Genomic DNA, 23,434 nt, shown 5'->3' with positions numbered 1-23,434 from the left:
GGGAACGGGCATTGTGGACAAACGTCGACCACTGCCTGGCACGAACTCAATCCATCCGCCCCCTTTCTCCCCGGGCCGGTTACGCGCAGGGTGAGCGCGACCAACGGCGGACGGGTGAGGCCGCGGGAGCAGCGGTCTGGACCACGACGGACATCGCGGTAGCCCAAATCCTTGTCCTAAAGGAACTCAGCGCCTGGCCACCTCGACTCCGAAAGGGCTCTAGGCGATGTATCGCCAAGGCGAATTCGAGCTACCGCGACGTCCGTCGTGGTCCGGACCGTCGCTCCCGCGGCCCCACTCATCCGCCGTTGGTCACCACTATCGGCGTACCAAACGCTTGAGATATCGGAAGCCATAGGAGCCAGCGACGCAAAACGTTTTTGGCATGATCCACCATCGGTTAGGGGCGAGAATTTCCCGCCGGCCGCGGGACAATTAGGTATGCGGCAGCTTCAGTTGTTCACGTCGGCCGCGCTCGCCCAAATGCGTGACCGGACCGCGTCGCGAAACTATTCTCCCGAGCGTGACGAGTTCCGTCGCGCGCATGAGCGCCATCGCGCCTGGGGTCTGGTCCAGCGCCACGGCCACCGCCGCCGCCACCTGCGCGACAGCTCCCGCGCCGCACCGGCGGTCAGTCCGGTCGCGCCAGGCCCACCAGCAGAGCCGCACCGGGACCACCCACCACACCCAGCTCGACATCTGCCCGCAACCTCGACGTCTACCCCACCTGAGCAGCGGAAACTCCCGGCGTCTCCAGGGGGCGGCATCCGCGCGGTGTAAAAACGCGCCGGCGAGATCGCCGCATCGCCGACCATCGCCAGCATCAGCAAGGACCGCTCCTTTCCTCAGGACCAGGCCGCGGTGGATCTCGCGCCAACGACAACCAATTCACCGGCCGACCGAATTCACGATCGACATCGCATCGTTTGAGCGCGCGACGTCAGTCCAGCCACGAAGTCCGCCCCGGTTCCTATCACCTTCGCGATACCCGGGGCGCCGCCCCCACTTATCACCCTCGCCAAGAGGGAGCCCGCAGGGCACCAAGCGGCGGACGAGGTCGTCGAGCGCGTCGAAGACTACTGCCTTGTCTCGCCGATGAGCTTGGCGGCACGGGCACCGCGCGTCCGAGAGCTTGCCGCGCGGGCGCCGCGCGTCTGGGGGCTTGAACGGCGGAGCTGGCAGTGGAGGCCGGGGGTTTCGGCGAGCCCTGGCGAGCCGCCGGCCGGAGCGGTGCCCGCGGGAGCATACGGCCCGCAGCTGGCGCGGACGGGGGCAATCTGCTTGTCGATCGGGACTTGGTGGCGCGGCGCGCCGTGCGACACGCCACCGAGGTCCCTGATCTACATGGATGGTCAGCGGGGGGCTGTCGTGGGTTTGCCGACGACCGCGGGGGCAATGACGAGCTTGTCGATGTCGGGGGCGTAGGCGTTGGGGTTGCCGAAGACGAGTGGGGCGTCCGCTGTCGTCAGGGTTATCGGGATGGTGCGTTCCAGGAAGCTGTTCCAGGCGTAGGTGTAGCGGAAGTACGCGTACGCGCTGCCGCCGCCGGTCTCGGTGACCTCCAGGCGGCGGTCGACGACCTGGGGGTTGTAGTCGTGGCGGCCGCTGAGCTCCGCGTTGGCGTACGTGACCGCGATGTCGTAGTCGCCCGGACGGTCGAAGCCGGGGCCGCGGGGCACCTCGAACGTGTTCGCGGCGCCGTTGCCGACGAAGCCGAGCCCCTTCAGGCCGGAGGCGTTGCTGCCCGAGCCGTCCGCGTACGTGGCGACCGCCGTGGCGCCGTGCCGGATCGCGTCCTCCGCCTCGACCGTGACCGCCGCGCTGTCCGCCTCGGCCACCCGGGTGGTGGTCAGCTCGCCGACCAGGGCGCCGTTTCTGGAGCGCACCTCGACCTCGTTGATGCCGTGGCTGAGGTGGACGCGGACGGTGGAGCGCCAGGCGCCGGCGCGGGGCGCGCGGAAGGTGGCGACCTGGCGGCCGTTCACGGTGAGGCCGAGGTCGGTGGCGCGCTGGCTCCGGTAGTCGACGGTCAGGTCGTGGTAGCCGGTCTCCCAGGCCTGGAGGTACGCGTCGGCGCGCTCGCCGCGGCCCTGGATCAGGCCGTGGCCGCGGGCCCTCGCCACGTCGTACGTGACGTGCGCGCCGCCGTAGTAGCGCAGCGTGGAGGCCGGGTAGATGGTGGGTTCGCCGCCGGTGACGTCGGTGAGCAGGAGCTTGTCGAGGGTGATGTCGGAGTTCGGCAGCACGGTCGCGCCGTCCACACTGGACCGCAGCGAGAGCGTGTGCTCGCCGGCGGTGAGCGGGATCGTCACCTCGGCGCTGCCCCGGTACTGCCACCGCTGCACCGAGGTGAGCGCGAGGTCCGCCCGGTACTGGACGATCGTCGGGCCGGCGCCGTCGACGAAGAGGGCGTGCCGGCCGGGTACGCCGGGCGTGCCGCCGATGACCTGGAAGCGGTAGCTGCCGGTGCGCGGCACCGTGACCGTCCACTCCGCCTTGGAGGTCGGCCGGTTGAACGAGCCGACGTCGTGGCCGCCCGACGCGAGGAACTTCCAGCCGCCGCCGTTCAGCGGGTCCTGCTGGTACACGGTGGCGTCGGTCAGGCTTGCCTGCTCCGCCTCGATGCTCGCCTGCCAGCCGGAGAGGGTGGGCGCGCGGTCCTGCGCCGGGGTGACGAGCACCTGGTACGCGGCGTAGCGGTCGTACACCGGCACGTCGAGGCTCAGCTTGCCGCGGTCGAGGCGGGCGTCGTCGAGCACCTTGACCACGCGGGGTGCGCCGGAGACGCCCTCGGCGCCGGAGAGGGTGATCTCGCGGACCTCGACGTCGACGCGGTGGCCCAGCGAGCCGAGGCCGGACAGGCGCAGCGACACCGGCTGGCCGCCACCGCCGAAGAGCACGGTGGCGCGCTTGTTGCGGCTGTCGATCGCGCCGATGCCCTGAAGGGTGTCCACTGTGTTCAGCGCCGGCGGGGTGACCGCCACGGTGCGGCTGCCGGCCAGGTCGCCGTACCACTTGAACATCCACCAGCCGGCGTTGGCCGCGTTGGCGCGGGCGCTGTTGTCGCTGAGGTTGCCGGCGTAGTTCCAGTACGCGGTCTGGCCGTCGATCTTCAGGTCCTCCATGATGGACAGCCACTGGATCAGCTGGCCGGGCGTGCTCATGTCGCGCAGCATGCCCCACTCGGTGACGTTGACGTGGATCGGGCCGACGCCGAGGTCCTTCTCCAGTTGGCGGTACGCCGCGTAGTTTCCGCGGAACGTGCGCAGGTTGTCGATGCCGAGCTCGTGCCAGATGAAGATGTCGGGCAGCACGCCGTGCGCCTTGCCGTAGACGAGGAAGTCGGCGGAGCGGGCCGGCTGCCACCGGGTGTCGCCGGGGCCGCCGATCCGGGCGTGGCCGAGGCCGTGCCGCGCGTACACCTCCTGGATCTTGTCGTAGGTGGCCTTCCAGTCGGCCAGGAACGTGTCCTTCAGCGTGCCCCAGTCGGCGTACCAGTTGCCGCCGTCGGGCTCGTTGAACGGGATGAACACGTAGCTTTCCGGCCGGGACGAGCGCGCCGCGACCGCCTCGGTGACGAACTCGACCACCTCCAGGTAGTCCCAGACCCCGTTCGGCGTGTCCACGTAGGTGCCGTCGGCCTGGTTGTACGTGCGGGTGTCGCCGGGGCGCCGGCCGCCGTTGTACGACCAGTCCGGGTAGTAGTCCTGGACGTAGATGTACATGTCTTCGCCGTGCTTGCGGAAGAAGCCGTCCTCCACCTTGAGGGCGTCGCCGCTCGGGTGCTGGGTGCCGTACGGCGCCTTCTGCGAGGTGTTGGTGATGTGCGCGCCGTTGATGAGCGCCTGGGTGGGCGCCCCGTCGTCGCCGAAGCCGTACAGGGTGCCGGTGGCGCCGCCGCGGAAGGCGCCGGTGGTCTGTCCGAAGTCGACAGCGAGCACGTCGGCGGAGGCGGCCGCGGAGGCGGAGGCGGCCGCGGAGGCGGGCACGGACAATCCAACCACCACCAGGGCAAGGACGGAAAGAACCTTCAAGGGAGACTCCTACTTCACAGCGCCGCTGGTGATGCCAGAGATGATCTTCCGCTGGGCTACCGCGAAGACCGCCACCAGCGGCAGGCTCATGAGAATCACGTACGCGAAGATGAGGTGCCAGTTGTTGAGGTAGAGACCGGCACTGGCGACCCGGAAGAGGTTGAGCGGCAGCGTGTCCAGCCGGCCGCCCACGACGAAGAACGCGTAGAAGACGTCGTTCCACACGTACAGGCAGATGAGGATCGTGGCGGTGGCGAGCACCGGGCGCAGCATCGGCAGCACCACCCGGCGGAAGACGGTGAACGGGCCGGCACCGTCGATCTGCGCGGCCTCCTCCAGCGACGCCGGGATCGTGCGCACGAAGCCGGTGACGAAAAAGACCACTGTGGACATGTAGATGCCCATGTAGACGCCGATCATCCCGACCGCGGTGCCGGCGAGCCCGAGCTGGCGCAGCAGCAGCACCACGGTCACGACCGCCGGCGGCAGCACGATGCCGCTGATGGCCAGCGCGTAGAGGACCGCGCTGACGCGGGTGGCCCGCCGGGCGAGCACCCACGCGGCCATCGAGCCGAACGTGAGCACGCCGGCGACCGTGGGTGCGACGACGAGCAGGCTGCCGAAGAACGCGGCCGGCACGTCGCCCTCGCTCCAGACCGACTTCAGGTTGGCCCACAGCTGCCAGTCCGAGGGCAGGGACAGGTCGGGGTTGAGCGCCTCCCCCTGCGACTTGCCCGCGGTCACCACGACCAGCCACAGTGGAACGCCGATCAGCACTACCACGAGCGCGGTGGCGACGAAGGGCTGTAGCCGGCGCCAGATCGCCGAGTCGCTGTTCACAACGCCTCCTTTGATCGCTCGCTCACCGTCGTCGCGGGCAAGCGCCGCTTGCCACGCTCGCTCACAGCACCCGCTCCCTTCGGCGCAGCAGGTAGATCACCGGGAACGCCATCAGCGCGACCAGCAGGAAGAGGATCAGGCTCATCGTGGTGGCCTGGGCGAACAGGCCCTGGCCGAACGTGCGGTAGATGAAGATGTTGAGGATCTCGGTGGTGCGGGCCGGTCCGCCGCCGGTGGTGGCCTGCACGATGTCGAAGCCGTTCATCGAGCCGAGCAGCGCGGTGGCGACGTTGAACGTGACCGCCGGGGCGAGCAGCGGCGACCGGATCCGCCAGAACGTGCGCCACCGGGACGCCCCGTCGATGCGGGCCGCCTCCATCAGGTCCTCCGGGATCGTCTTGAGGCCGGCCAGGTAGATGAGCATCGACAGGCCCATCCACTTCCACCCGTGGATGGCCGCCACCACGACGATCGTCCACGTGGTGTCCCCCAGCCAGGCGTAGTCGAACGGTTGACCGGTCACACCACCGATGAGCTTGTTGACACTCCCCTCAGGTTTGAGCAGCGCCTGGAAGATGTAGCCGACCGCGAGCGCGGACATCAGCACCGGGACCAGGAAGAAGACCCGGGCCAGCCGGTTGAGCCAGGTGTCCCGTTCGAGCAGCACGGCCAGCGCGAACCCGAAGACGTTCTGGAAGATCGCGACCAGCACCGCGTACACGACGGTGGTGCGCAGCGCCCGGAAGAGCGTGCCGCTTCCGGCGAGCTCCTCGACGTTGTCGAACCCGACCGGGTTGATCTGCGCCTTGAAGCCGGACCAGTCGGTGAACGCGTACACGAAGTTGTAGACGGTCGGCAGGAAGAAGAAGACCAGCAGGATCGCGAGCGCCGGGGCGAGGAACCACATCGGGTGCGTGCTGCGGTTGATGGCGCCACGGGCGCGGCGCGGCGCCGAAGCGGGCTTCGCGGCCCGCTCCGGCACCCGCGTCTCCTCGAGAGTGGGCATCGCTAGAACCCGGGCGCCCCGGCCGCCTTGGCCAGCTGCGCGAACTGGTCCTGCGTCGCCTTGGCGACCTGCTCCGGCGACATCGTTCCGGTGATCATGTCGGCCAGGTTGATGTAGAGGTCGGGGTTGGCGACGGCGAGCGCCTGCATCGAGCCGACCGAGGTGGGCAGCGCGGCGTGCACGTCGAGCAGCGCCTTGGGCACCCCGGCCGGGTTGGGCACGGCGGTCTCCAGCGAGACGGTGTTGCGGTCGGTGACGAAGTCGGCGTAGCCGGGCCCCATCCAGTACGCCATGAGCTGCCGGGCGGCCGCCTCGCGCTTGGCGTCACCGGTCTTGAACGCGACCAGCGCGTTGGACTGGTCCGGGATGAACGTGCCGACGTTGCCCGACGGCGAGATCGGGAAGAAGCCGATCTTCTTGTCCAGCGTGGCGGTGTCGGCCTTGGCCTGTAGCTGGCCGAAGAAGGAGTTGACCTGCACGACCATCGCCGCCTCGCCGGCCAGCAGCGCGGCGCCCTGGTCCTCGAACTTCGCGGTCTTGATGTTCTTGTTGAACAGACCCTCGTCGATCAGCGACTTGTAGGTCTTGATCGCGTCCAGCACGACCGGGTCGTTGAACGTGGCCTCGCCCTTGTTGACCTTCTCCCAGAAGCCGGCCTTCGCCGCGTCGGCGAGCTGCACCTGCACCCACCACTGGGTGGCCCACCGGTCCGCGGCCATCTCGTAGAACGGCGTGACGCCCTTGCCCTTGAGCGTGCGGGCCAGCGTCACCATCTCGTCGAAGCTCTTCGGCGTGGTCGTGACGCCGTTCGCGGCGAAGACCTCCTTGTTGTAGTAGACGCCCTCGACGGCCGGGCTGGTGATCAGCGCGGCGTACCGGGTGCCGTCCAGGATGCCCGTGATGTCCTTGAGGTCCGGGGACAGCTTGGTCAGCCACGGCGCGTCGTTCAACGGCTGGAGGTTGGTCTTGGCGTTGATGGCGGTGAGCATCGACGCGGTCGGCTGCCAGAAAGCGATGTCCGGCTTGTCACCCGTGGCGACCTTGGTCTGGATGCCCTGCTCGTACGGGTCCGGGATGGTCACCACCTCGACGGTGGCGCCGGTCGCGGCCTGGAAGCCCTCGACGACCTTCTTGGGCACGGTGTTGCTGTTCTGAGCGGCCCAGATCGTGAGCTTGACGCCATCGAGCTTCGCGGTCGGGTCCGCCCACGTGGCGGCGGTGTCGGTGCCGGTCTCCGCGGCCGGGTCGCTGCACGCCGCGAGACCGAGCGTGAGCACCGCCGCGGTGGCGAGGCTGGTCCATCTCTTCATCGCGTTCATCCTTCAGTAATCTTGATCAGCCGGGCAGCGGGTTCGGCGCCCGTGGGGGTGACGGTCAGTGATCCGGCGGCCCAGTCGAGCCGCCAGGCGGGCAGATCGCGCGGGTAGAGCACGTCGATCCGGACGTCCCGGCCCCGCAGGTGCGGCAGGGCGAGCGTCGCGGGCGCGGTGGCGCCCCCGCGCCGCCACACCGCCAGATACGTGGTGTTTCCGGTGCGCAGCGCGAGGCTGAGCCACGGGTCGTCCCACCGGGGCAGGCCGAGCGGCCACAGCGGCACGGCGGCCGCCAGGTCGGCGCGGATCGCCTGGTGCGTCCGCACCGCGGCGCGCACCGACGCCCGCTGCTCCGGCGACATGTGGTCGAGGTGACCGGAGAGGTAGAGGCGGCCGAGCATGCCGGTGCACATCGTGTACGCGAGCTCCTCGGGCGTCATGTCCGGCTGCGGGTACGCCCAGCTGGCCGACTGCTCGGGCAGCACCGACATCGGCGCGGCCACCGCGATCGGCGGGTACCGCAGGAAGTCCTGCTGGTCGCTGGTCGACTGGAGCTGCATGCGGGACAGCACGGCGTAGTCCATCCGCATGGCGCCGGAGGCGCAGTTCTCCAGGATCAGGTCGGGGTGCCGGTCGAGGAGCCGGTCCAGCCAGGCCAGGTGGGCCCGGTTGTGGCCGAGGAGCCCGGCGCCGGCGCTGTCCGCGTCGAGGTCGGTGCCGGCGCCCGGGTCGATGTTGTAGTCGAGCTTGAAGTAGCCCACGCCGAGCTGCTCGACCAGCCGGTCGACCACCTCGTCCAGGTGCGCGACCGCGCGGGGGTGGCGCAGGTCCAGGTGGTACCGGCCGTGCTCGACCACCCGCACGCCGCCGCGCTGGAGGAACGCCTCGGGCGGCAGCTTGTCGGCCATCGGGCTGCGCACCCCGATAACCTCGGGCTCCAGCCACAGTCCCGGCAGCATGCCGTGCGCGCGGATCCGCGCGAGCACCTCCTCGATGCCGCGCGGGAAGCGGGTCTGCGACGGCTGCCATTCGCCGACGCTGTCCCACCAGTTCGCGTCGTTGTCGTACCAGCCGGCGTCGACGCAGAAGACCTCCGCGCCGGCGTCCGCGGCCGCGTCGATGAGCGGCAGCAGCTTGGCGGTCGTGGGGTCGCCGGCCAGCGTGTTCATGTAGTCGTTGAAGACCACCGGCAGCGCGGACCGGTCCGGGTGCGGCCGCAGCAGCGCCCGCCGGTGGGCGGTCAGCGCCGCGACCGCGCCGTCCAGGCCGTCCGCGGACACCGCGACGGACACGGGTACCGACGTGAACGACTCGCCCGGCGCCAGCCACTGCGCCCACTGGTGGTCGATGTCGGTGGGGCCAAGCAGCGCGACGTACGCGCCGCCACGCCGCTCCCCCACCTCCCAGCGCCAGGGCCCGTTGTGCTCGACCTGCCACAGCCACGCCGGCCCGCCCACGCGGTCGACGAGCCCGCCGGTCGGCAGGTGCGCGCCGGTGGACCAGGTGCCCTGGCTGGTGAGCGCCACCCGACCCCGGGCGTCCTGGCCGTGCAGGCCGAGGTTGAGGTCGGGTACCGCGTCGCGCAGCGGGTGCCGGGTCCACCGGCTCTCGCCGAGCCACTCGCTGTCGGCCCGTACCAGGTCGAGGTCCGCCACCGGCGTGGCGCCGAAACCGGCGGCGAACGACGTCAGGCCGAGCAGCCGCACCGGCGCGGCGCCGTGGTTGGTGAGCCGGGTGCGGACCTGGCAGGCGCTCACCCCCTCGGGCGAGCGGACGAGCAGCTCGGCGGTGAGGCCGGTCCGCTCGTCGCGCAGCTCGACGGTCAGCTCGCGCCAGGCGCCGTCGCGGCGCTGCGCGCTGCCGGCGTACACCAGCCGCCGCCCGATCGCCGTCTCCGAGAAGCGCTGCGACACCTGCGCCCGCCCCTCGCCGGCGACCAGCACCTCCACCAGCGGCTGGGTCGCCCGCGGCGGGTGTGGCGCGATGCCGGCGGAGAGCATCCGCAGGGCCACCGGCCCGTCCGGGGACACGTCGACGACGAGCGTCAGCGCTGCGTGGCCCCAGACGAGGCTGGTGACGGATTCCAACGAGGTCACGTACGTGCTCCTTGCCGAGTGTGCGGCGAGTTCGTGCGCCGACCGGAGCGGTCGAGACCATCGATGTGATCGGTCACACGCGCCGGCTGAGATGTGAGTGTGATCGGTCACACGGGCCGGCGGGAAGGGCTCGTTACCTTGTTGTTACTAACAGATTTCCGCGGCGCCCCTCAGGCGTCCTCAGCGGCGCCGCGGCGGGGCGGTCGACTCGCGCACCACCAGGCGCGGCGCGGCCAGCTCGGGCTCGGGCCGCTCGCGCCCGGTCACCTCGGCCACGACGGCGGCCAGGCAGGCCCGGCCCAGCCCGACGAAGTCCATCCGCACGGTCGTGAGCGCCGGCGTCCAGTACGCCGCGCCCGGCACGTCGTCGAAGCCGACCACGCTCACGTCGCCGGGCACGTCGCGGCCGGCCTCGTACAGCGCGCGGCGCACCGCGAGCGCGGTGTCGTCGTTGCCGCACAGGATCGCGGTGACCGCGGGATCGGCGGCCAGCTCCCGCCCGGCCAGGTAGGCCGAGTGCGGGTCCCAGCCGACCGGCTCGACCGGCGGCACCGGCGCGCCGGCGGTCTCCAGCACGTCTCGCCAGCCGGCCTGGCGCGCGCTGGTGCCGGTCTCCGACGGGATCGCCACGTGGTGCACGGTGCGGTGGCCGAGGTCGAGCAGGTGCCGGGTCGCCTCGGCGGCCGCCTGCCGTTCGTCGAGGTAGAGCATGGTGCGCGTCGAGTCGGCCAGGCCGCCGGCCTCGGTCGCCGCGACCGCCGGCACGCCGTCCGGCAGCGCCCGCAGCACACCGGCGCCGGGCGCGTCGAACGCGACCACGATCACGCTCCCCGCGCTCGGGTCGCTGACGTAGTCGATCGCGTGGCGCACGTCGATGGGCAGATCGGACTCGACCACGCGCACGCCCACCGCGAGCCCCTGCGTGCGGGCCGCCTCCTCGATGCCGCGCAGCGTGGACGCGTACCCGTAGAGGGTCGTGTCGGCGGTGACCACGGTGACCGCCTTCGCCCGGCCGGAGCTGAGCGCCCGCGCGGCCCGGTTGGGCCGGTAGTCCAGCCGCCCGATCACGTCGAGCACCAGCTGGCGGGTGTCCGGGCTGACCTTCGGCGAGTCGTTGAGGACCCGCGACACCGTCTGGTACGACACCCCCGCCGCCGCCGCGACGTCGCGGATGCTGGGTGCGCTCTCGCGCCGCCGCCCTACCTGCCGGTCCGGAGATGGTCGCATCACACCAGACATCGTGCGGGGTCGTGCCACCCGAGGTCAAAGACGCCGCCCACCCCGTAAACGCGTCTGTCGGACGAACGTGAATCTGGGGATAATCGGCGCGACGTCGCGTATGGGGCACCTCCGAGGCCGAGGGAGCGCGGTTTGCTGTACTTCTTTCTCAGCTACGCGCGCGGCGACGAAGACGACCTGGTCCGGCAGTTCTACAACGACCTCAGCGTGGAGGTGCGGGTCCGCGCCGGCCTGCACAAAGACGCCGAGGTCGGGTTCATCGACGCCCGCATGAAGGCGGGCACGATATGGGCGGGCGAGCTCGTCGAGGCCTTGGCCCAGAGCCGTTCGTTCGTGGCCCTGCTCTCGCCGCGCTATTTCCTGAGCCGCCCGTGCGGTCAGGAGTGGCAGATCTTCGCCGATCGCGTGGCGCGCTACGAGGACGACACGGGCCTCGAGCCGTCGGTCCTCAAACCCCTGCTCTGGGTGCCCCTCCCGCCCGGCAAGATGCATCCGGTCGCGGGCCGCCTGCAGTTCTCCTCCGACCTGGTCGGCGACACGTCCGTACGCCAGCTGATGCGGCTCCAGCGCCACCAGGACGCCTACCGGGAGTTCGTGTTCGAGCTGGCCGGCCAGATCGTGGAGAGCGCCGAGGCGCACCCGATCCCGGTCGGGCACCGGTATCCCGACCTGGAGAGCGCGCCGAGCGTCTTCCACGCGCCGGAGCCGGTCCGCGCCGAGCCGCCCACCCTCGACCCCCTCACCGTCCACTTCGTCGTCGCGGCGCTGACCCGCGGCGGCGCGCTGGCGGTCCGCTCCGATCGGCACTTCTACGGCGACCGCCCGCGCGACTGGGCGCCCTACCATCCGGACGACCCTCGCCCGCTGGCCGAGTTCGCGTCGGGCCTCGCGGAGAGCCACGGCTTCGCCGCGCGGGTGGCCGACCTGGAGGAGCTGCCGCAGCGGGCCGAGATGGCCGGCCAGCACAACCAGATCGTGGTGCTCCTGGTCGACCCGTGGGTGACCGAGGTCGAGGCGGCCACCCAGGTTCTGACCGCGTACAACGCCCGCGACATTCGCGCGCGCGAGCCGACCACGGCCGTGCTGATCCCGCGCGCCCTCGACGACCGGGAGACCGTGGCGCACTGGCGCCGGCTCTCCGAGGAGTGCCGCCGGATCTTCCGCGGCAGGTCCGACTACGACGAGCTCTACCGCGCGAACATCCCCAGCCGCCAGGTGTTCGAGCAGGAGCTGCCGGCGGTGCTGGAGGTCGCGGTCAACCGCATGTTCGTCAGCGGCCACATCCACCGGCGGGCGTGACGTGCCTACTCTTGATCCATGTTCACGTGGCGGGAGCGGTACTACCGCTACAGCACCAGGTTCTACCGGCCCGACCGGGCCTCGGCACCATTGAGCTGGATCGGCGACGAGCGGATCGCGGTCGGCAACCTGCCGCTCGCCGCCGCCCTGCCCGACCTGCCCGCCCAGGGCGTCACCCACGTGGTCAACTGCCGTTCCCGCGCCCAGATCTGGGTGTCGCAGGACCTGGCCGTCGAGCGCGCGCTCTTCGGGCCGGGCCGGGTGGTGCACGTGCCGCTGCTCGACTTCGGCCAGTACCAGCGCCCGCGGCTGTGGTCCGCGGCCGCGCACTTCGCCGCCGACGTGCTGGCCGGCGACGGCGAGGCGGGCGTGCTCATCCACTGCCACCAAGGCCGCCGCCGGTCGGTGATGCTGGCGTACGCGGTGCTGCGCCTGCGCGGCCGCTCAGCCGCCGAGGCCGTCGCGCTGATCACCGGTCATCGCGCCGAGGCGGTGCTCGTCGAGGCGTACGCGCGCAGCGTCGAGACCTGGCTCGCCGCCGGCGCGCCCCGCCGCTCAGCGCCGCGCCAGCTCGGCCGGTAGGTCGAGCGGGAGGCCGAGCCAGCGGGCCAGATCCGCGATCTCGGCGGTCACCGCCGCGGTCATCGCCTTCGTGAACGGGACGTCCTGGTGGATCGCGTCGACCCGCAGCATCCAGGCCTTGCGGTCGGCGGTGGCGTCGAGCTTGCCGACCAGGCGGTCGCCGTAGAGGATCGGCAGCGCGTAATAGCCCCAACGGCGCTTCGCCGCCGGCTTGTACATCTCCACGGCGTAGTCGAACTCGAAGAGCTCCAGCACCCGCTTGCGGTCGAAGACGAGCCGGTCGAGCGGCGACAGCAGCGCCGCCCGCCCCTCGAACGGCCGGCCCAGCCGCGCCGGGTCGACCCGCCACACGCCCTTGACCCCCTCGATCCGGGCCGGCTCGCCCACCTCGCTCAGGTGGTAGGCCCGCTCCACCTGCGTCTCCGGCTGCCTGGCCCGGACGATGCCCAGGGAACGCAGCAGCCGCTCGCCGCGGATCCGCACCGCCTCCGCCTCCGGCACGACATTTCCCGGATACACCCGGGAGGCCAGATCCCACAGCCGTTCCCGCCCGTCGAAGCCGGCGACCGCGACCTCGCCGCGCCGCACCATGAAGCCGAGCAGCATGCCGACGTTGCGGTCGTTGTTCCACCCCGAGGAGCCCCACTTGACCGCGCACGTGTCCGGGAACGCCGAGGCCGGCAGCGGCCCGTCGACGTCGAGCCGGGCGAGGATGTCGCGGCGGCAGGCATCGTTGGCGCGCACCCATCCGCGCTGGGCGACCTCCCAGTCCTTGAGGCCGGTGCGCGTCTCCCAGGCGGCCATCTCGGCGGTGTAGAGCGCGAGGTCCTCGCGCGGCCGGATCCTGGCGTGCAGGTCGACGAGCTCACGCCTTTCCAGCGCCCGCGCCAGCTCCGCCGGCCGGTAGGCCGAGCCGAGGCGGCTCCACAGCACGAGGTCGGCGCTCGGCGCGACGGCGGCGGTCCAGTCGACCTGGAGGAACGTCAGGTGGCGCACGACCTCCATCAGGTCGGACGGCCGCCCGGCGTCGAGGAGCTGCGCGCTCACGGCGACGCGGCGGGCCTCCTGCCGCGAAAGCTCGTGGACGGTCACGGCGACAGGTTATGCCTGGCCCCCGACAACCGGGGCGGGGTACGGTGACGCGGTGATCTCGCGCTGTGCCTTCCGCCAGTGGATCACGCCTGACCTCCCGCTCTACGGCAACGACCACGAGCGCGGCGACTTCGCTCCTTAGGCTCTCCCGTTTTATCGCTTGTTCGCGCCGATAAGTCGGGGAGTATTCGTCATGTCCAACTCGGGCGTGCTTGCCGTGCTGCGCGTCGCCCAGGTCGCCCGGGTGCTCGCCGCCAGCACCGTCGGCCGCATCCCGCTCGCGTCCTCACCTGTCGCGCTGCTGCTCTTCGCCCGCGAGCGCTGGTCGATCGGCGTCGCCGGACTGCTCGTCGCCGTGTACACGGTCGGGCTGGCCGCCGGCGGCCCGATGCTGGCGCGGATCGCCGACCGGTGGCGGCAGCCGCCGGTCATGCTGGCCGGGGTGGCGGTGTCGACCGCGGGCTTCCTGGCCCTCGCCGCCGGCGAACCGCCGCTCGGCCTGGCCGTGCCGGCCGCGCTGCTTGCCGGTGCCGGCGCGCCGCCGTTCGAGTCCGGCCTGCGGGTGCTTTGGCGCGACCTGCTGCCCGAGTCGCGGGTGCACACCGCGTACTCGCTGGACATCGCCGTCCAGGAGCTGATCTTCATCGTCGGGCCGCTGGTGTCGGTCGCGGCGATCGGTGCGGGCGGCCCGGCCGCCGGGCTGTACGCGACCGCCGCGCTCCAGGTGCTCGGCACCGCCTGGTTCGTCACCACGCCGGCCGTGCGGCGGTGGCGTGGCGTCGCCGCCGAACGGCACTGGGCCGGCCCGCTGCGCTCCATCCCGCTGCGCCTGCTGCTGGTCGCGGTCGTGCTGGTCGGCGCCGGCGTCGGCTCGCTGCCGGTGGCGGTCACCCGGCTGGCCGAGGACGCCGGCGACCGCGCGTGGGCCGGCTGGCTGCTCGCCGCCCAGGCCACCGGCGCGCTGGTCGGCGGCCTCGTCAACACCCGCGTCAAGCTGCCCGAGCGGTACGCGCCGTGGATCGCCGCCGCGCTGGCCGCCGGGTACCTGCCGCTGGTGCTCGCCGCCGCCCCGCCGGTGATGCTGCCGCTCGCGGTGGTTTCCGGGCTGGCGCTGCCGCCGCTGCTGACCGCCACGTTCGTGACGGTGGACCGGATCGCGCCCAGCGGCACGGCGGCGGAGGCGTTCGCGTGGGTGGCGACGGCGTTCACCAGCGGGGCGGCGCTGGGGGCCGCGCTCGACGGCGCCATCCTGGACCGGACGGGCGGCGTGGCGGCGGGGTTCGTGCTGGCGCCGGTGGTCATCGCCGCGAGCGCCGGCCTGTACCGCCTGCTCGCCCGCCGCCTCCCGGCCGAGTCAATGCCGGTGACCTGAGCCCGGATGTCACACCACCGCCCTAGGGTGAGGGGCATGGATTGGAAGATCGAACTCATCCCGGTCCCGGTCACCGACATCGACCGGGCGAAAGACTTCTACGTCAAGGTGGGCTTCAACGCCGACCACGACCACAAGGTGCAGGAAGGGCTGCGCTTCGTGCAGCTGACCCCGCCCGGTTCGGCCTGCTCCATCGTGATCGGCGACGGCATCACCGAGAAGACGCCCGGCACCCAGGAGATCCAGGTCGTGGTCGCCGACGCCGAGGCGGCCCGCAAGCAGCTGCTCGACGCGGGCGTCGAGGCCAGCGAGGTCGACCCGCAGCCGTGGGGCAATTTCGTCTACTTCCGCGACCCCGACGGCAACAGCTGGTCGCTTCAGGCGATGGAGTCCCGCCCCAACGGCTGAGCGGTCGCTCAGCCGCGGTCGGCGACCGCGACGCGGCTCGCGCGGTCAGGCATCGCCGGCGCGCAGAAAGTCGACCAGCAGCGCGTTGAAGGCGTCCGGCCGCTCCAGGCTGGGCAGGTGTCCGGCCCAGTCGAGCGGCACGTGACGGGCGCGCGGCAGCCGGCCGGCCAGCTCGTCCGCGATCTGCCCGAAGTCGGGCAGGTCGTGGACGCCGGAGAGCAGCAGCGTCCGGGCGGTGACGGCCGAGACCTCGTAGGCCACCCTGACCTGGGCAAACTCCTCGGCAGCCGCGAGCTGCACGTCGAAGGCGTGGCGCTGCATCTCCCGCACCTTCGCCCGGACCGCCTCGTCGGCGTGCGGGCCGAGCCAGGTCGCCACGTTGAGCTCGGTGGCGCCGGCGACGTCGCCCGCGTCGAAGAGCTCCTCCTCGCGGGCGTCGAACGCGGCCAGCGCCGGGCTCGGCTCGTGGCCGGCCAGCGCGGTGTTCACCAGCATCAGCGCGGTCACCCGCGCCGGCCAGCGGGCGGCCAGCTCCAGCCCGACCCGGCCGCCGCCGGAGGCCGCCACCACCGCCACGGGTCCGCCGCCGACCTCGTCCAGCACCTCGACCACGTCGTCAGCGTTGTTGTAGGGCCGGTCGGGCATCGGGGTCTCGCCGAAGCCGCGCAGGTCGGCGCGGACCGCGCGGTAGCCGGCATCGACCAGGGCCGGCACCTGCGGATCCCACATCCGCCGGTCGCAGACCGTCGAGTGCAGCAGGACAACTGTGCGGCCGCTCCCGGCCACGTCATACGCGATCGTCATCGACCACGACCCTAGATAGCCGGCGCCCAGCCGTCATCGGGTTTAAGAAAGCCCGGCCCGGATATGGAAAAAGCATGTCTGACCAGCAGAAGTCCGAGCCGCGGCAGGAGCCGCCCGGCACGCTGACCGCCATGCGCCGCAAGCCCGACCACGGCGAGGAGTCCTACCGCGGTTCCGGTCGCCTCGAGGGCAAGCGCACGGTCGTCACCGGCGGCGACAGCGGCATCGGCCGCGCCGTCGCGATCGCGTTCGCCCGCGAGGGCGCCGACGTGCTGATCGCCTACCTCAGCGAGCACGACGACGCCGCGGAGACCGCCAAGCTCGTCGAGGAGGCGGGCCGCCGGGCCGTGCTGGTGCCGGGCGACCTCGCCGACCGCGACCACTGCCACGAACTCGTCGACCGCGCGGTCGCCGAGTTCGGCGGGATCGACGTGCTGGTCAACAACGCGGCGTTCCAGATGACCCACGAGACCCTCGAGGAGATCAGCGACGAGGAGTGGACGCGCACGTTCGACATCAACATCACCGCGATGTTCCGGATCGTGAAGGCCGCGCTGCCGCACATGGGCGAGGGGGCGTCGATCATCAACACCAGCTCGGTCAACTACGACATGCCGAAGCCGACGCTGCTGCCCTACGCGACCACGAAGGGCGCCATCGCCAACTTCACCGCCGGCCTGGCCCAGATGCTCGGCGGGCGCGGCATCCGCGTGAACGCCGTCGCGCCCGGCCCGATCTGGACCCCGCTGATCCCGTCGACGATGCCGCCCGAGCACGTCGAGAAGTTCGGCCAGAACACGCCGCTCGGCCGCGCGGGCGAGCCCAAGGAGGTGGCGCCGGCGTACGTGCTGCTCGCCTCCGACGAGGGCAGCTACATCTCCGGCGCGGTCGTTCCGGTCACCGGAGGCAAACCCATTCTCTGAGTACCAAGGAGGCGGCCATGCCCGCAGGATCGAGCCCCAAACGGGAACGCCAGTACGAGCACATCAAGGACAGCGCCAAGAAGCGCGGCGCCTCCACCAAGCGCGCCAAGGAGATCGCCGCCCGCACCGTCAACAAGGAGCGCGCCCAGGCCGGCGAGTCCCGCACCGCCAGCCGTTCGTCCACGAAGGACATGTCGGCCAGCCGCCGGGGCGGCCAGCGCTCGCACAGCGGCGCGCAGGGGCGCACGAAGGAGCAGCTGTACAACGAGGCGAAGAAGCGCGACATCAAGGGCCGGTCGAGCATGAGCAAGGCCGAGCTACAGCGCGCCCTGTCCTGACCTCTCAGGCCGAGCCGGCGGTCAGCCGCAGGGTTCGCCGGCGGCTGGCCGCGAACGCCAGCGCGGCGCACAGCGCGGCCGGCACGAACACGAACGCGGCCGCCGTGCCGGCGCGGTCGCTGAGCTGGCCCGCGGCCGAGGCACCCGCCGCGACGCCGAGCTGGCCGGCGGTCTGGAGCCAGCCGTACGCCTCGGCGGTGTGCGGCGGCGGCACCGCCCGCGCCAGCAGCTCGTCGGTGACCGCCAGAAACGACGCCAGCGGCAGGCCGAAGAGGGCGACCGCCAACGCCATCCGCGGCACCGTGCCGGGCAGCGGCAGGGCCACCGCCGTGACCGCCAGGGCGGCCAGCAGGGTGAGGTACGTGGCGCCGCCGCTGGGTCGCCGGTTCGTCGCCGCGCGCAGCACACCACCGGCGAGGCTGGCGACCGACCACACCGTCACGAGGACGCCGGCCGCGCCCGGGCTGCCGGCCGTCGCGGCGAACGCGGGCAGCAGCACCCACATCGCGCCCATGCAGGCCATGTACCCGACGTGCGCGCCGATGATGGTGCGCGCGGCCGGCAGGTCGCGGCGGGCGCCGTCGCCGCCCGCCGGACGCTCGCCGGCGGGGCCCGGCCGGCGCGGGATGACCCCGGCGAGGGCGGCGAGCGCGGCGCTCCCCACCGCGAGGAACGCCAGCAGCGCGCCCGCCGGCCCGGACACCGCGAGGCTCAGGGTGACGGCGAGCGGGCCGCCGATGTAGAGCAGCTCCTGCCCGATCGCGTTCACCGCGTAGACCCGGGTGAGTGCGTCGCCCGGCACCAGCACCGGCAGCAGCGCCCGCCCGCTGGCGAGCACCGGCGGCGTGGCCAGCCCGGCGACGGCGGCCAGCACACCGAACGCGAGGGCGTCCCGGGTCACCGTGAGCCCGAGCAGCGCGGCCAGGTGCGCGGCGCCCAGCACGAGCAGCACCGGCCGGTGACCGAGCCGGGCCATCAGCCGGCCGGCGACCGGCGCGCTGACCGCGAGGCCCAGGCCGCAGGCCGCGCTGGCCGCGCCGGCCGCAGCGAAGCTACCCGTGTTGTGGTGCCCGAGCAGCACGACCAGCAGCTGCCGCATGGCGACCGGCAGCTGGGCCAGGTTGGCCAGGCCGATGACAGCCAGAGCGCGGCCAGGTAGATTCATAACTTATGAGTTTGCCGGACACCAACGGTCCAAACCTCCTCGGGGCACTCGCACTGCACGTCGACACGCTGATGCGCGCGGCGGTGACCGCTCCCGCCGGCGCGGGCGGCGCGCTCGCCGAGGCGATCGTCGTGGTCAAGGACCAGCCCGGCGCGACCGCCGAGTGGCTGGCCCAGGTGCTCGGCCTGTCCCAGCCCGGCTCGGCGCACCTGGTCCGCCGCCTGGTCCAGGCCGGCTGGGTGGAGCGCCGGTCCGGGACCGACGCGCGGGTCCGCGCCCTGCACCTGACGGCGGCGGGCGAAGCGGCGGCCGCGGAGATCCTCGCGGCCCGGCGCCGCGCGCTGGAGCAGGCGATGGCGCCGCTGACCGACGAGCAGCAGGCGCAGCTGGCCACGATCGCGCGGGCGATCCTGCGACCCGAGGCCCACGACGACCGCTGCCTGGCCCGGCTGTGCCGCCTCTGCGACCGTACACAGTGCACGGTGTGCCCGGTCCACGCCGGCTACCTGGACGCCCAGGCGTAAGCCCGGTGCCTCGTACCAGGCCAACCCACCCGAACCGGCTTAATGGGGCGGCGCCGGCTACCTGGTCACCCGGCCCACCACGTTCCGCGACTACCGGGTCACCGCGGTCGACGCCGCGCGGTCCGCCTACGGCCTGGAGAACGCGGGCGACGTCGCCGCCCTCCGCGCCGCGCTCGACCCCGTGGCTACCTGGGCGACAAGGTCAACGGACGGCTCGCCAACACGCTGGGAGTCGTCTACCTTGTGGTCGTGGTCGCCGCCGCCCGCCTTGACACCGACCGTCGCGGCCCGCGCCGCATTCCCTACCGCCTGGTGTCCGAAGTAGACTCCGCGGTGCGGCTACGCGTCCGTCGCGAGCTGCGGGCCGAGCCGCCACTGGAGGCCTGGCTCAACTCACACCTGATCGGCCACATCCCCGGAGCCGGCGATGACTGACAGACACCCGCTACGCGCGTCCGACCTCCTCGGCCGCACGGCGCCCGGACCCGGCGGCGAGCCGCTCGGCCGGGTGGTCGACCTGGTCTGCGAGCACGACACCGAGGGAGCGCCGGTGGTGACCGACCTACGTCCGGCCGACCCGGCATGAGCGGCCGCGCCCGGATCCTGACGTGGAACCTGTGGTGGCGCTTCGGCCCGGACTGGGAGGAGCGCCAGCCGCACATCCGCGACACGCTGCGTACGGTCGACCCGGACATCGCCGCGCTCCAGGAGGTGTGGGGCACCGACGGCACGAGCCAGGCGCACGAGCTGGCCGACGCGCTGGGCCACCACGCCGCCTACGCCCAGCCGTCGCTGCCGCCCCCGCCCACCGGTCCGGAGGAACATCCCGGTGTCCACGTCGGACTCGGCCTGGTCAGCCGCTGGCCGATCGCCTCGTGCGACGCGGTGCGCATGCCGGCCCGCTACCGGGCGCCCACCGTGGCGCTGCGGGCCGCGGTCGAGCACCCGGCCGGGCCGCTGCACGTGCTGGTCGCCTGCCTGGAGTGGGAGCCCGCCTTCCAGGAGGACCGCTACGCCCAGGCCCGGCGCCTCGCCGGGCTGGCCACCGACCCGGCCCTGGACGGCCCGGCGCCCGTGGTGGTGGCCGGCGACCTCAACGCCGCACCGGGCAGTCCGGTGCTCCGCCCGCTGCCCGCCGCCGGCCTCGTCGACGCGTGGACGGCGGCCGGCGGCGACCCGGACGCGGTCACGCTCAGCTCCGCCCACCCGCACGCCCCGCTGGAGGCCAAGGAACTGCTCGACCGCCGCATCGACCACCTCCTGGCCCGCCCCGGCCACCCGGACCAGCACCTCACGTTTTCGGACGCCACGCTGGCCGGCGACTTCAAGGCCTCCGACCACTACGCGATCGCCTGCGACCTGTCCTGGTGACCCGCTCCGCTCTCAGGCGCTCTTCGCACGGCGCCGGGCGGTGAGGCGCAGCAACACGGTGGCCAGGAGGGCGGCGCCGACGGAGCCGGCCAGCACGGCGACGGTGACCTGCTCGGCGCGGGGCGTGCCGTGGCCGAAGGCGAGCTCGCCGATGAGCAGCGACACGGTGAAGCCGATGCCGCCGAGCATGCCCAGCGCGACCACGTCCGCCCAGCCCAGCCCCTCGCCCAGGGTGGCCTTCGTGAAGCGGGCGACGAGCCAGGTCGCGGCCGTGATGCCGGCGCCCTTCCCGACGACGAGGCCGGCGATGACGCCGAGCGCCACCGGCTCGGTGAGGGCGTCCGCGAGGCCGTGCGGGCCGCCGACGGTCACGCCCGCCGTCAGGAACGCGAAGACCGGCACAGCGACGCCGGCGGAGATGGGGCGGAAGCGGTGCTCGAAGTGTTCGGCCAGGCCGTCGCCGTCGCGGCCCACCGGCACCGTGAACGCCAGCAGCACGCCCGCCACCGTGGCGTGCACGCCTGACTCGTGGAACAGGACCCAGGTGGCGACCGCGAGCGGCAGCAGCAGCCACCACCTGCGTACGCGGCGGTGCACCAGCAGGGCGAACAGGCCGAGCGGGAGCAGTGCGCCGAGCAGGGGGAGCACGGCCAGGTCGGCGGTGTAGAAGACGGCGATGATCAGGATGGCGATCAGGTCGTCGACCACGGCCAGCGTCAGCAAGAACGTGCGCGGCGCGCTCGGCAGGTGGCGGCCGACGACGGCCAGCACGGCGAGGGCGAACGCGATGTCCGTCGCGGTCGGGACCGCCCACCCGCGGGCCGCGTCGCCGCCGGCTCCCCCGGCGACGATCAGGTACAGGATCGCGGGTACCGCGACGCCGCCGGCAGCGGCCGCGACCGGGACCGCCGCGCGGCGCGGGTCGCGCAGGTCGCCGGCGACGAACTCGCGCTTGAGCTCCAGGCCGGCCACGAAGAAGAAGATCGCCAACAGGCCGTCGGCCGCCCAGGTGGCCAGGCTGAGGTCCAGGTGCAGGGCGGCCGGGCCGAGGTGGTACTCGCGCAGCGACTCGTACGCCGCCGACCAGGGCGTGTTGGCCCAGATCATGCCGACGAGGGCGGCGCCGAGCAGCAACGCGCCGCCGATGGTCTCCTGGCGCAGGATCTCCGCGACCCGCCTGGCCTCGATCCACGACCCGGGGCGAAACAGCCGGGGCGTGGAGCGGGGAGCAGCCATAGCGGGATCGCCTTTCCGGGGCAGGCCGACAGCGAGTGCCGACCAGACTTCCCGGCGCGCCGCCCCCACCCTATCCGGCGGTCCGACCGGCCCGGGAACTTTTCGTCGCCCGCTGACCGCACGAGGCGGTGCCCGGCCCGGCGTGACCGGGTCCGGCGCTACCGCTCGTCGCGGACGGCGTCGGCCAGCTCCTGCTTGGTCATCGAGGACCGGCCGGGTACGTCCGCCGCCTTCGCCCGCTCGTACAGCTCGTCGCGGGTCAGGTCTTCAGACCCTTCGGACCGGGTACCGGCGTCGCCGAAGCCGTGCTCGGTGAGCACCGCCATGCGCCGTTCCTCGAAGTCGGCGCCGAGCTGCACCAGCCGGGCCTGGTCGACCGACTCGGCGAGCGCCGGCAGGATCTTGGTCTCCTCCTCCTCGACGTGGTGCAGCACCGCCTCGGTGAGCTCGGACAGCACCGCCTCGAAGCGGTCGCTGTTCGGGTCGGCCTCCTCCAGCTTGTGCAGCAGCTGCTCGGCCTCGTGGTGCTCCTCCACGCCGTGGTACACCTCGCCGCGCTCGGGCGGGTCGGCCTGCACCAGCACCGGGTAGACCTTCTCCTCCTCGGCCCACGAGTGGGCGGAGAGCCGCGCGATGCACTCCTTCACGAGCGCCGCGCGTTGCTTCTTCTCGGTACGCATGCGCTCGAAAAGCCGTTCCATCACACGGTGGTCGTTCTTGATCAGGGTGACCGCGTCGGACGCCATCGTCCCCGCCTCCTTCTTCGACGAAAGGCAATGCCCGCCTGGGGCGCCGCGCCTGATACCCGTTCGGGCGGCGACTACACCTCGCGCTTTCCGGGTACGGGAGGGGATGACACGCGGGAGGTGATGCGCTGTGGCACGTGCCATCTGGAGTGGCGTGATCAGCTTCGGGCTGGTGTCGGTGCCGGTCGCCCTGTACTCGGCGACCCGGGAGCACGAGGTGTCGTTCCACCAGTTCGAGAAGGGCACCAGCGACCGGATCCGCTACCACCGGGTGAACGAGCGCACCGGCAAGGAGGTCGACTACGACGACATCGTCAAGGGCGCGGACATCGGCGGCGGCCACTACGTGATGCTCGACCCGGACGAGCTGGAGGCGGTGGCGCCTGGCCGCTCCCGCGCGCTGGACATCCACGCGTTCGTCGACCTGGACGAGATCGACCCGATCTACTACCAGAAGTCCTACTACCTCGCGCCGGGCAGCGACGAGACCGCCAAGACGTACGCGCTGCTGCGCGAGGCGATGGCGGGCGCCAACCGGGCCGCGATCGGCACGCTGGTGATGCGCGGGAAGGAGTACCTGGCGACGATCCGGCCCCGCGACGACCTGCTGGTGCTGGAGACGATGTACTTCGCCGACGAGGTACGCGACCCGCACGAGGAGATCGACAAGCTGCCCGGCCGGGTGAAGCCGCGGCCGAACGAGCTGAAGATGGCCACCCAGCTGATCGACTCGATGAGCGGCCCGTGGAAGCCGGCCGACTACCGCGACACGTACACCGACCGGGTCAAGGAGCTGATCGACGCCAAGAAGGATGGCGCCGAGGTGACGGTGGCCGAGGAGGCGCCGGAGGCGACCAGCGCCAGCGACCTCATGGAGGTGCTGCGCCGCAGCGTCGACGCCGCCAAGCAGTCCCGGCGCGGTACCAAGAGCACCAAGAAGGCCACGAAGCGCGCGCCGGCGAAGAAGTCGTCGACTCCGAAAACGAAAACGACCGCGAAGAAGAAGGCGACCGCCAAGAAGAAGGCCACCAAGAAGGCCGCCTGAC

Annotated in this window: 23 protein-coding genes; 11 read left to right on the top strand and 12 right to left on the bottom strand. The window is 72.3% G+C overall.

Going from position 1 to position 23,434, the window contains the following annotated elements:
- Positions 1 to 435 precede the first annotated feature (435 nt).
- The 7 genes from ACTMTJ_RS28635 to ACTMTJ_RS28605 all read right to left on the bottom strand — a co-directional run bounded on the left by ACTMTJ_RS28635 (position 436) and on the right by ACTMTJ_RS28605 (position 10,516).
- Positions 436 to 699 carry a hypothetical protein gene (locus ACTMTJ_RS28635; RefSeq protein WP_441221316.1) on the bottom strand — a complete coding sequence of 88 codons (264 nt, stop codon included), beginning with the start codon at positions 697 to 699 and terminating at the stop codon, positions 436 to 438.
- Positions 700 to 1,352: 653 nt separating this feature from the next.
- Positions 1,353 to 4,034 (bottom strand): hypothetical protein, encoded by a 2,682-nt coding sequence (locus ACTMTJ_RS28630; RefSeq protein WP_441221314.1) that lies wholly within the window; start codon positions 4,032 to 4,034, stop codon positions 1,353 to 1,355.
- A 9-nt stretch (positions 4,035 to 4,043) separates the two neighbouring features.
- Complete coding sequence (locus ACTMTJ_RS28625) at positions 4,044 to 4,874, bottom strand: carbohydrate ABC transporter permease (protein WP_441221312.1); 831 nt, start codon at positions 4,872 to 4,874, stop codon at positions 4,044 to 4,046.
- 61 nt (positions 4,875 to 4,935) lie between these two features.
- Positions 4,936 to 5,880, bottom strand: coding sequence for a carbohydrate ABC transporter permease (locus ACTMTJ_RS28620; protein ID WP_441221310.1), 945 nt, complete (start codon positions 5,878 to 5,880; stop codon positions 4,936 to 4,938).
- 2 nt (positions 5,881 to 5,882) lie between these two features.
- The gene (locus ACTMTJ_RS28615; protein WP_441221308.1) at positions 5,883 to 7,190 is read right to left on the bottom strand and encodes an ABC transporter substrate-binding protein; all 1,308 of its coding nucleotides are present in this window, start codon (positions 7,188 to 7,190) and stop codon (positions 5,883 to 5,885) included.
- 5 nt (positions 7,191 to 7,195) lie between these two features.
- Positions 7,196 to 9,289, bottom strand: a complete 2,094-nt coding sequence (locus ACTMTJ_RS28610) for a glycoside hydrolase family 36 protein (protein ID WP_441221306.1) — start codon at positions 9,287 to 9,289, stop codon at positions 7,196 to 7,198.
- A gap of 180 nt (positions 9,290 to 9,469) precedes the next feature.
- Entirely contained in the window at positions 9,470 to 10,516 is a 1,047-nt protein-coding gene (locus tag ACTMTJ_RS28605; RefSeq protein ID WP_441221437.1) for a LacI family DNA-binding transcriptional regulator, read from the bottom strand.
- A gap of 144 nt (positions 10,517 to 10,660) precedes the next feature.
- Here ACTMTJ_RS28605 and ACTMTJ_RS28600 point away from each other — a divergent pair, with 144 nt between their 5' ends.
- On the top strand, positions 10,661 to 11,827 hold the full coding sequence (locus ACTMTJ_RS28600) for a TIR-like protein FxsC (RefSeq protein WP_441221304.1): 1,167 nt from the start codon (positions 10,661 to 10,663) through the stop codon (positions 11,825 to 11,827).
- 18 nt (positions 11,828 to 11,845) lie between these two features.
- Complete coding sequence (locus ACTMTJ_RS28595; RefSeq protein WP_441221302.1) at positions 11,846 to 12,409, top strand: protein-tyrosine phosphatase family protein; 564 nt, start codon at positions 11,846 to 11,848, stop codon at positions 12,407 to 12,409.
- On the opposite strand, the gene ACTMTJ_RS28590 is transcribed toward ACTMTJ_RS28595, so the two are convergent.
- Positions 12,383 to 13,501: a DNA glycosylase AlkZ-like family protein gene (locus tag ACTMTJ_RS28590; RefSeq protein ID WP_441221300.1), complete on the bottom strand. Its 1,119-nt coding sequence runs from the start codon at positions 13,499 to 13,501 to the stop codon at positions 12,383 to 12,385. The two genes, ACTMTJ_RS28595 and ACTMTJ_RS28590, sit on opposite strands and share 27 nt — an antisense overlap.
- Positions 13,502 to 13,694: 193 nt before the next feature.
- Between ACTMTJ_RS28590 and ACTMTJ_RS28585 the strand changes: the two genes are divergently transcribed.
- Positions 13,695 to 14,873: an MFS transporter gene (locus tag ACTMTJ_RS28585; protein ID WP_441221298.1), complete on the top strand. Its 1,179-nt coding sequence runs from the start codon at positions 13,695 to 13,697 to the stop codon at positions 14,871 to 14,873.
- 36 nt (positions 14,874 to 14,909) lie between these two features.
- Complete coding sequence (locus tag ACTMTJ_RS28580) at positions 14,910 to 15,281, top strand: VOC family protein (protein WP_441221296.1); 372 nt, start codon at positions 14,910 to 14,912, stop codon at positions 15,279 to 15,281.
- 45 nt (positions 15,282 to 15,326) lie between these two features.
- Here ACTMTJ_RS28580 and ACTMTJ_RS28575 read toward each other — a convergent pair whose 3' ends face one another.
- Positions 15,327 to 16,085, bottom strand: coding sequence for an alpha/beta fold hydrolase (locus ACTMTJ_RS28575; RefSeq protein ID WP_441221295.1), 759 nt, complete (start codon positions 16,083 to 16,085; stop codon positions 15,327 to 15,329).
- A gap of 74 nt (positions 16,086 to 16,159) precedes the next feature.
- Here ACTMTJ_RS28575 and ACTMTJ_RS28570 point away from each other — a divergent pair, with 74 nt between their 5' ends.
- A complete protein-coding gene (locus ACTMTJ_RS28570) occupies positions 16,160 to 17,008 on the top strand; it encodes a glucose 1-dehydrogenase (protein ID WP_441221293.1) in 849 nt (282 codons plus the stop codon).
- A gap of 17 nt (positions 17,009 to 17,025) precedes the next feature.
- Positions 17,026 to 17,346, top strand: a complete 321-nt coding sequence (locus ACTMTJ_RS28565; protein ID WP_441221291.1) for a plasmid stabilization protein — start codon at positions 17,026 to 17,028, stop codon at positions 17,344 to 17,346.
- A gap of 4 nt (positions 17,347 to 17,350) precedes the next feature.
- Here the strand turns inward: ACTMTJ_RS28565 and ACTMTJ_RS28560 are convergent, their stop codons facing one another.
- Complete coding sequence (locus tag ACTMTJ_RS28560; protein ID WP_441221289.1) at positions 17,351 to 18,511, bottom strand: MFS transporter; 1,161 nt, start codon at positions 18,509 to 18,511, stop codon at positions 17,351 to 17,353.
- A gap of 5 nt (positions 18,512 to 18,516) precedes the next feature.
- Here ACTMTJ_RS28560 and ACTMTJ_RS28555 point away from each other — a divergent pair, with 5 nt between their 5' ends.
- From ACTMTJ_RS28555 to ACTMTJ_RS28540, 4 genes are all read left to right on the top strand, one after another.
- On the top strand, positions 18,517 to 19,035 hold the full coding sequence (locus ACTMTJ_RS28555; protein ID WP_441221287.1) for a MarR family winged helix-turn-helix transcriptional regulator: 519 nt from the start codon (positions 18,517 to 18,519) through the stop codon (positions 19,033 to 19,035).
- Between the two features lie 249 nt (positions 19,036 to 19,284).
- The gene (locus ACTMTJ_RS28550; RefSeq protein ID WP_441221285.1) at positions 19,285 to 19,470 is read left to right on the top strand and encodes a hypothetical protein; all 186 of its coding nucleotides are present in this window, start codon (positions 19,285 to 19,287) and stop codon (positions 19,468 to 19,470) included.
- A complete protein-coding gene (locus ACTMTJ_RS28545; RefSeq protein ID WP_441221283.1) occupies positions 19,463 to 19,621 on the top strand; it encodes a hypothetical protein in 159 nt (52 codons plus the stop codon). The genes ACTMTJ_RS28550 and ACTMTJ_RS28545 overlap by 8 nt, the downstream gene beginning before the upstream one ends.
- Positions 19,618 to 20,406, top strand: coding sequence for an endonuclease/exonuclease/phosphatase family protein (locus tag ACTMTJ_RS28540; RefSeq protein WP_441221281.1), 789 nt, complete (start codon positions 19,618 to 19,620; stop codon positions 20,404 to 20,406). The genes ACTMTJ_RS28545 and ACTMTJ_RS28540 overlap by 4 nt, the downstream gene beginning before the upstream one ends.
- Positions 20,407 to 20,418: 12 nt before the next feature.
- Here ACTMTJ_RS28540 and nhaA read toward each other — a convergent pair whose 3' ends face one another.
- Positions 20,419 to 21,642, bottom strand: a complete 1,224-nt coding sequence (gene nhaA, locus ACTMTJ_RS28535; protein WP_441221279.1) for a Na+/H+ antiporter NhaA — start codon at positions 21,640 to 21,642, stop codon at positions 20,419 to 20,421.
- 158 nt (positions 21,643 to 21,800) lie between these two features.
- Positions 21,801 to 22,388 carry a hemerythrin domain-containing protein gene (locus tag ACTMTJ_RS28530; RefSeq protein WP_441221277.1) on the bottom strand — a complete coding sequence of 196 codons (588 nt, stop codon included), beginning with the start codon at positions 22,386 to 22,388 and terminating at the stop codon, positions 21,801 to 21,803.
- A 130-nt stretch (positions 22,389 to 22,518) separates the two neighbouring features.
- Between ACTMTJ_RS28530 and ku the strand changes: the two genes are divergently transcribed.
- The gene (ku, locus tag ACTMTJ_RS28525) at positions 22,519 to 23,433 is read left to right on the top strand and encodes a non-homologous end joining protein Ku (RefSeq protein ID WP_441221275.1); all 915 of its coding nucleotides are present in this window, start codon (positions 22,519 to 22,521) and stop codon (positions 23,431 to 23,433) included.
- Position 23,434: the final 1 nt, after the last annotated feature.

Source organism: Phytohabitans sp. LJ34 (assembly GCF_052068095.1).
Classification (GTDB): Bacteria; Actinomycetota; Actinomycetes; order Mycobacteriales; family Micromonosporaceae; genus Phytohabitans.
This window is presented reverse-complemented; position numbering and strand designations above follow the sequence as displayed.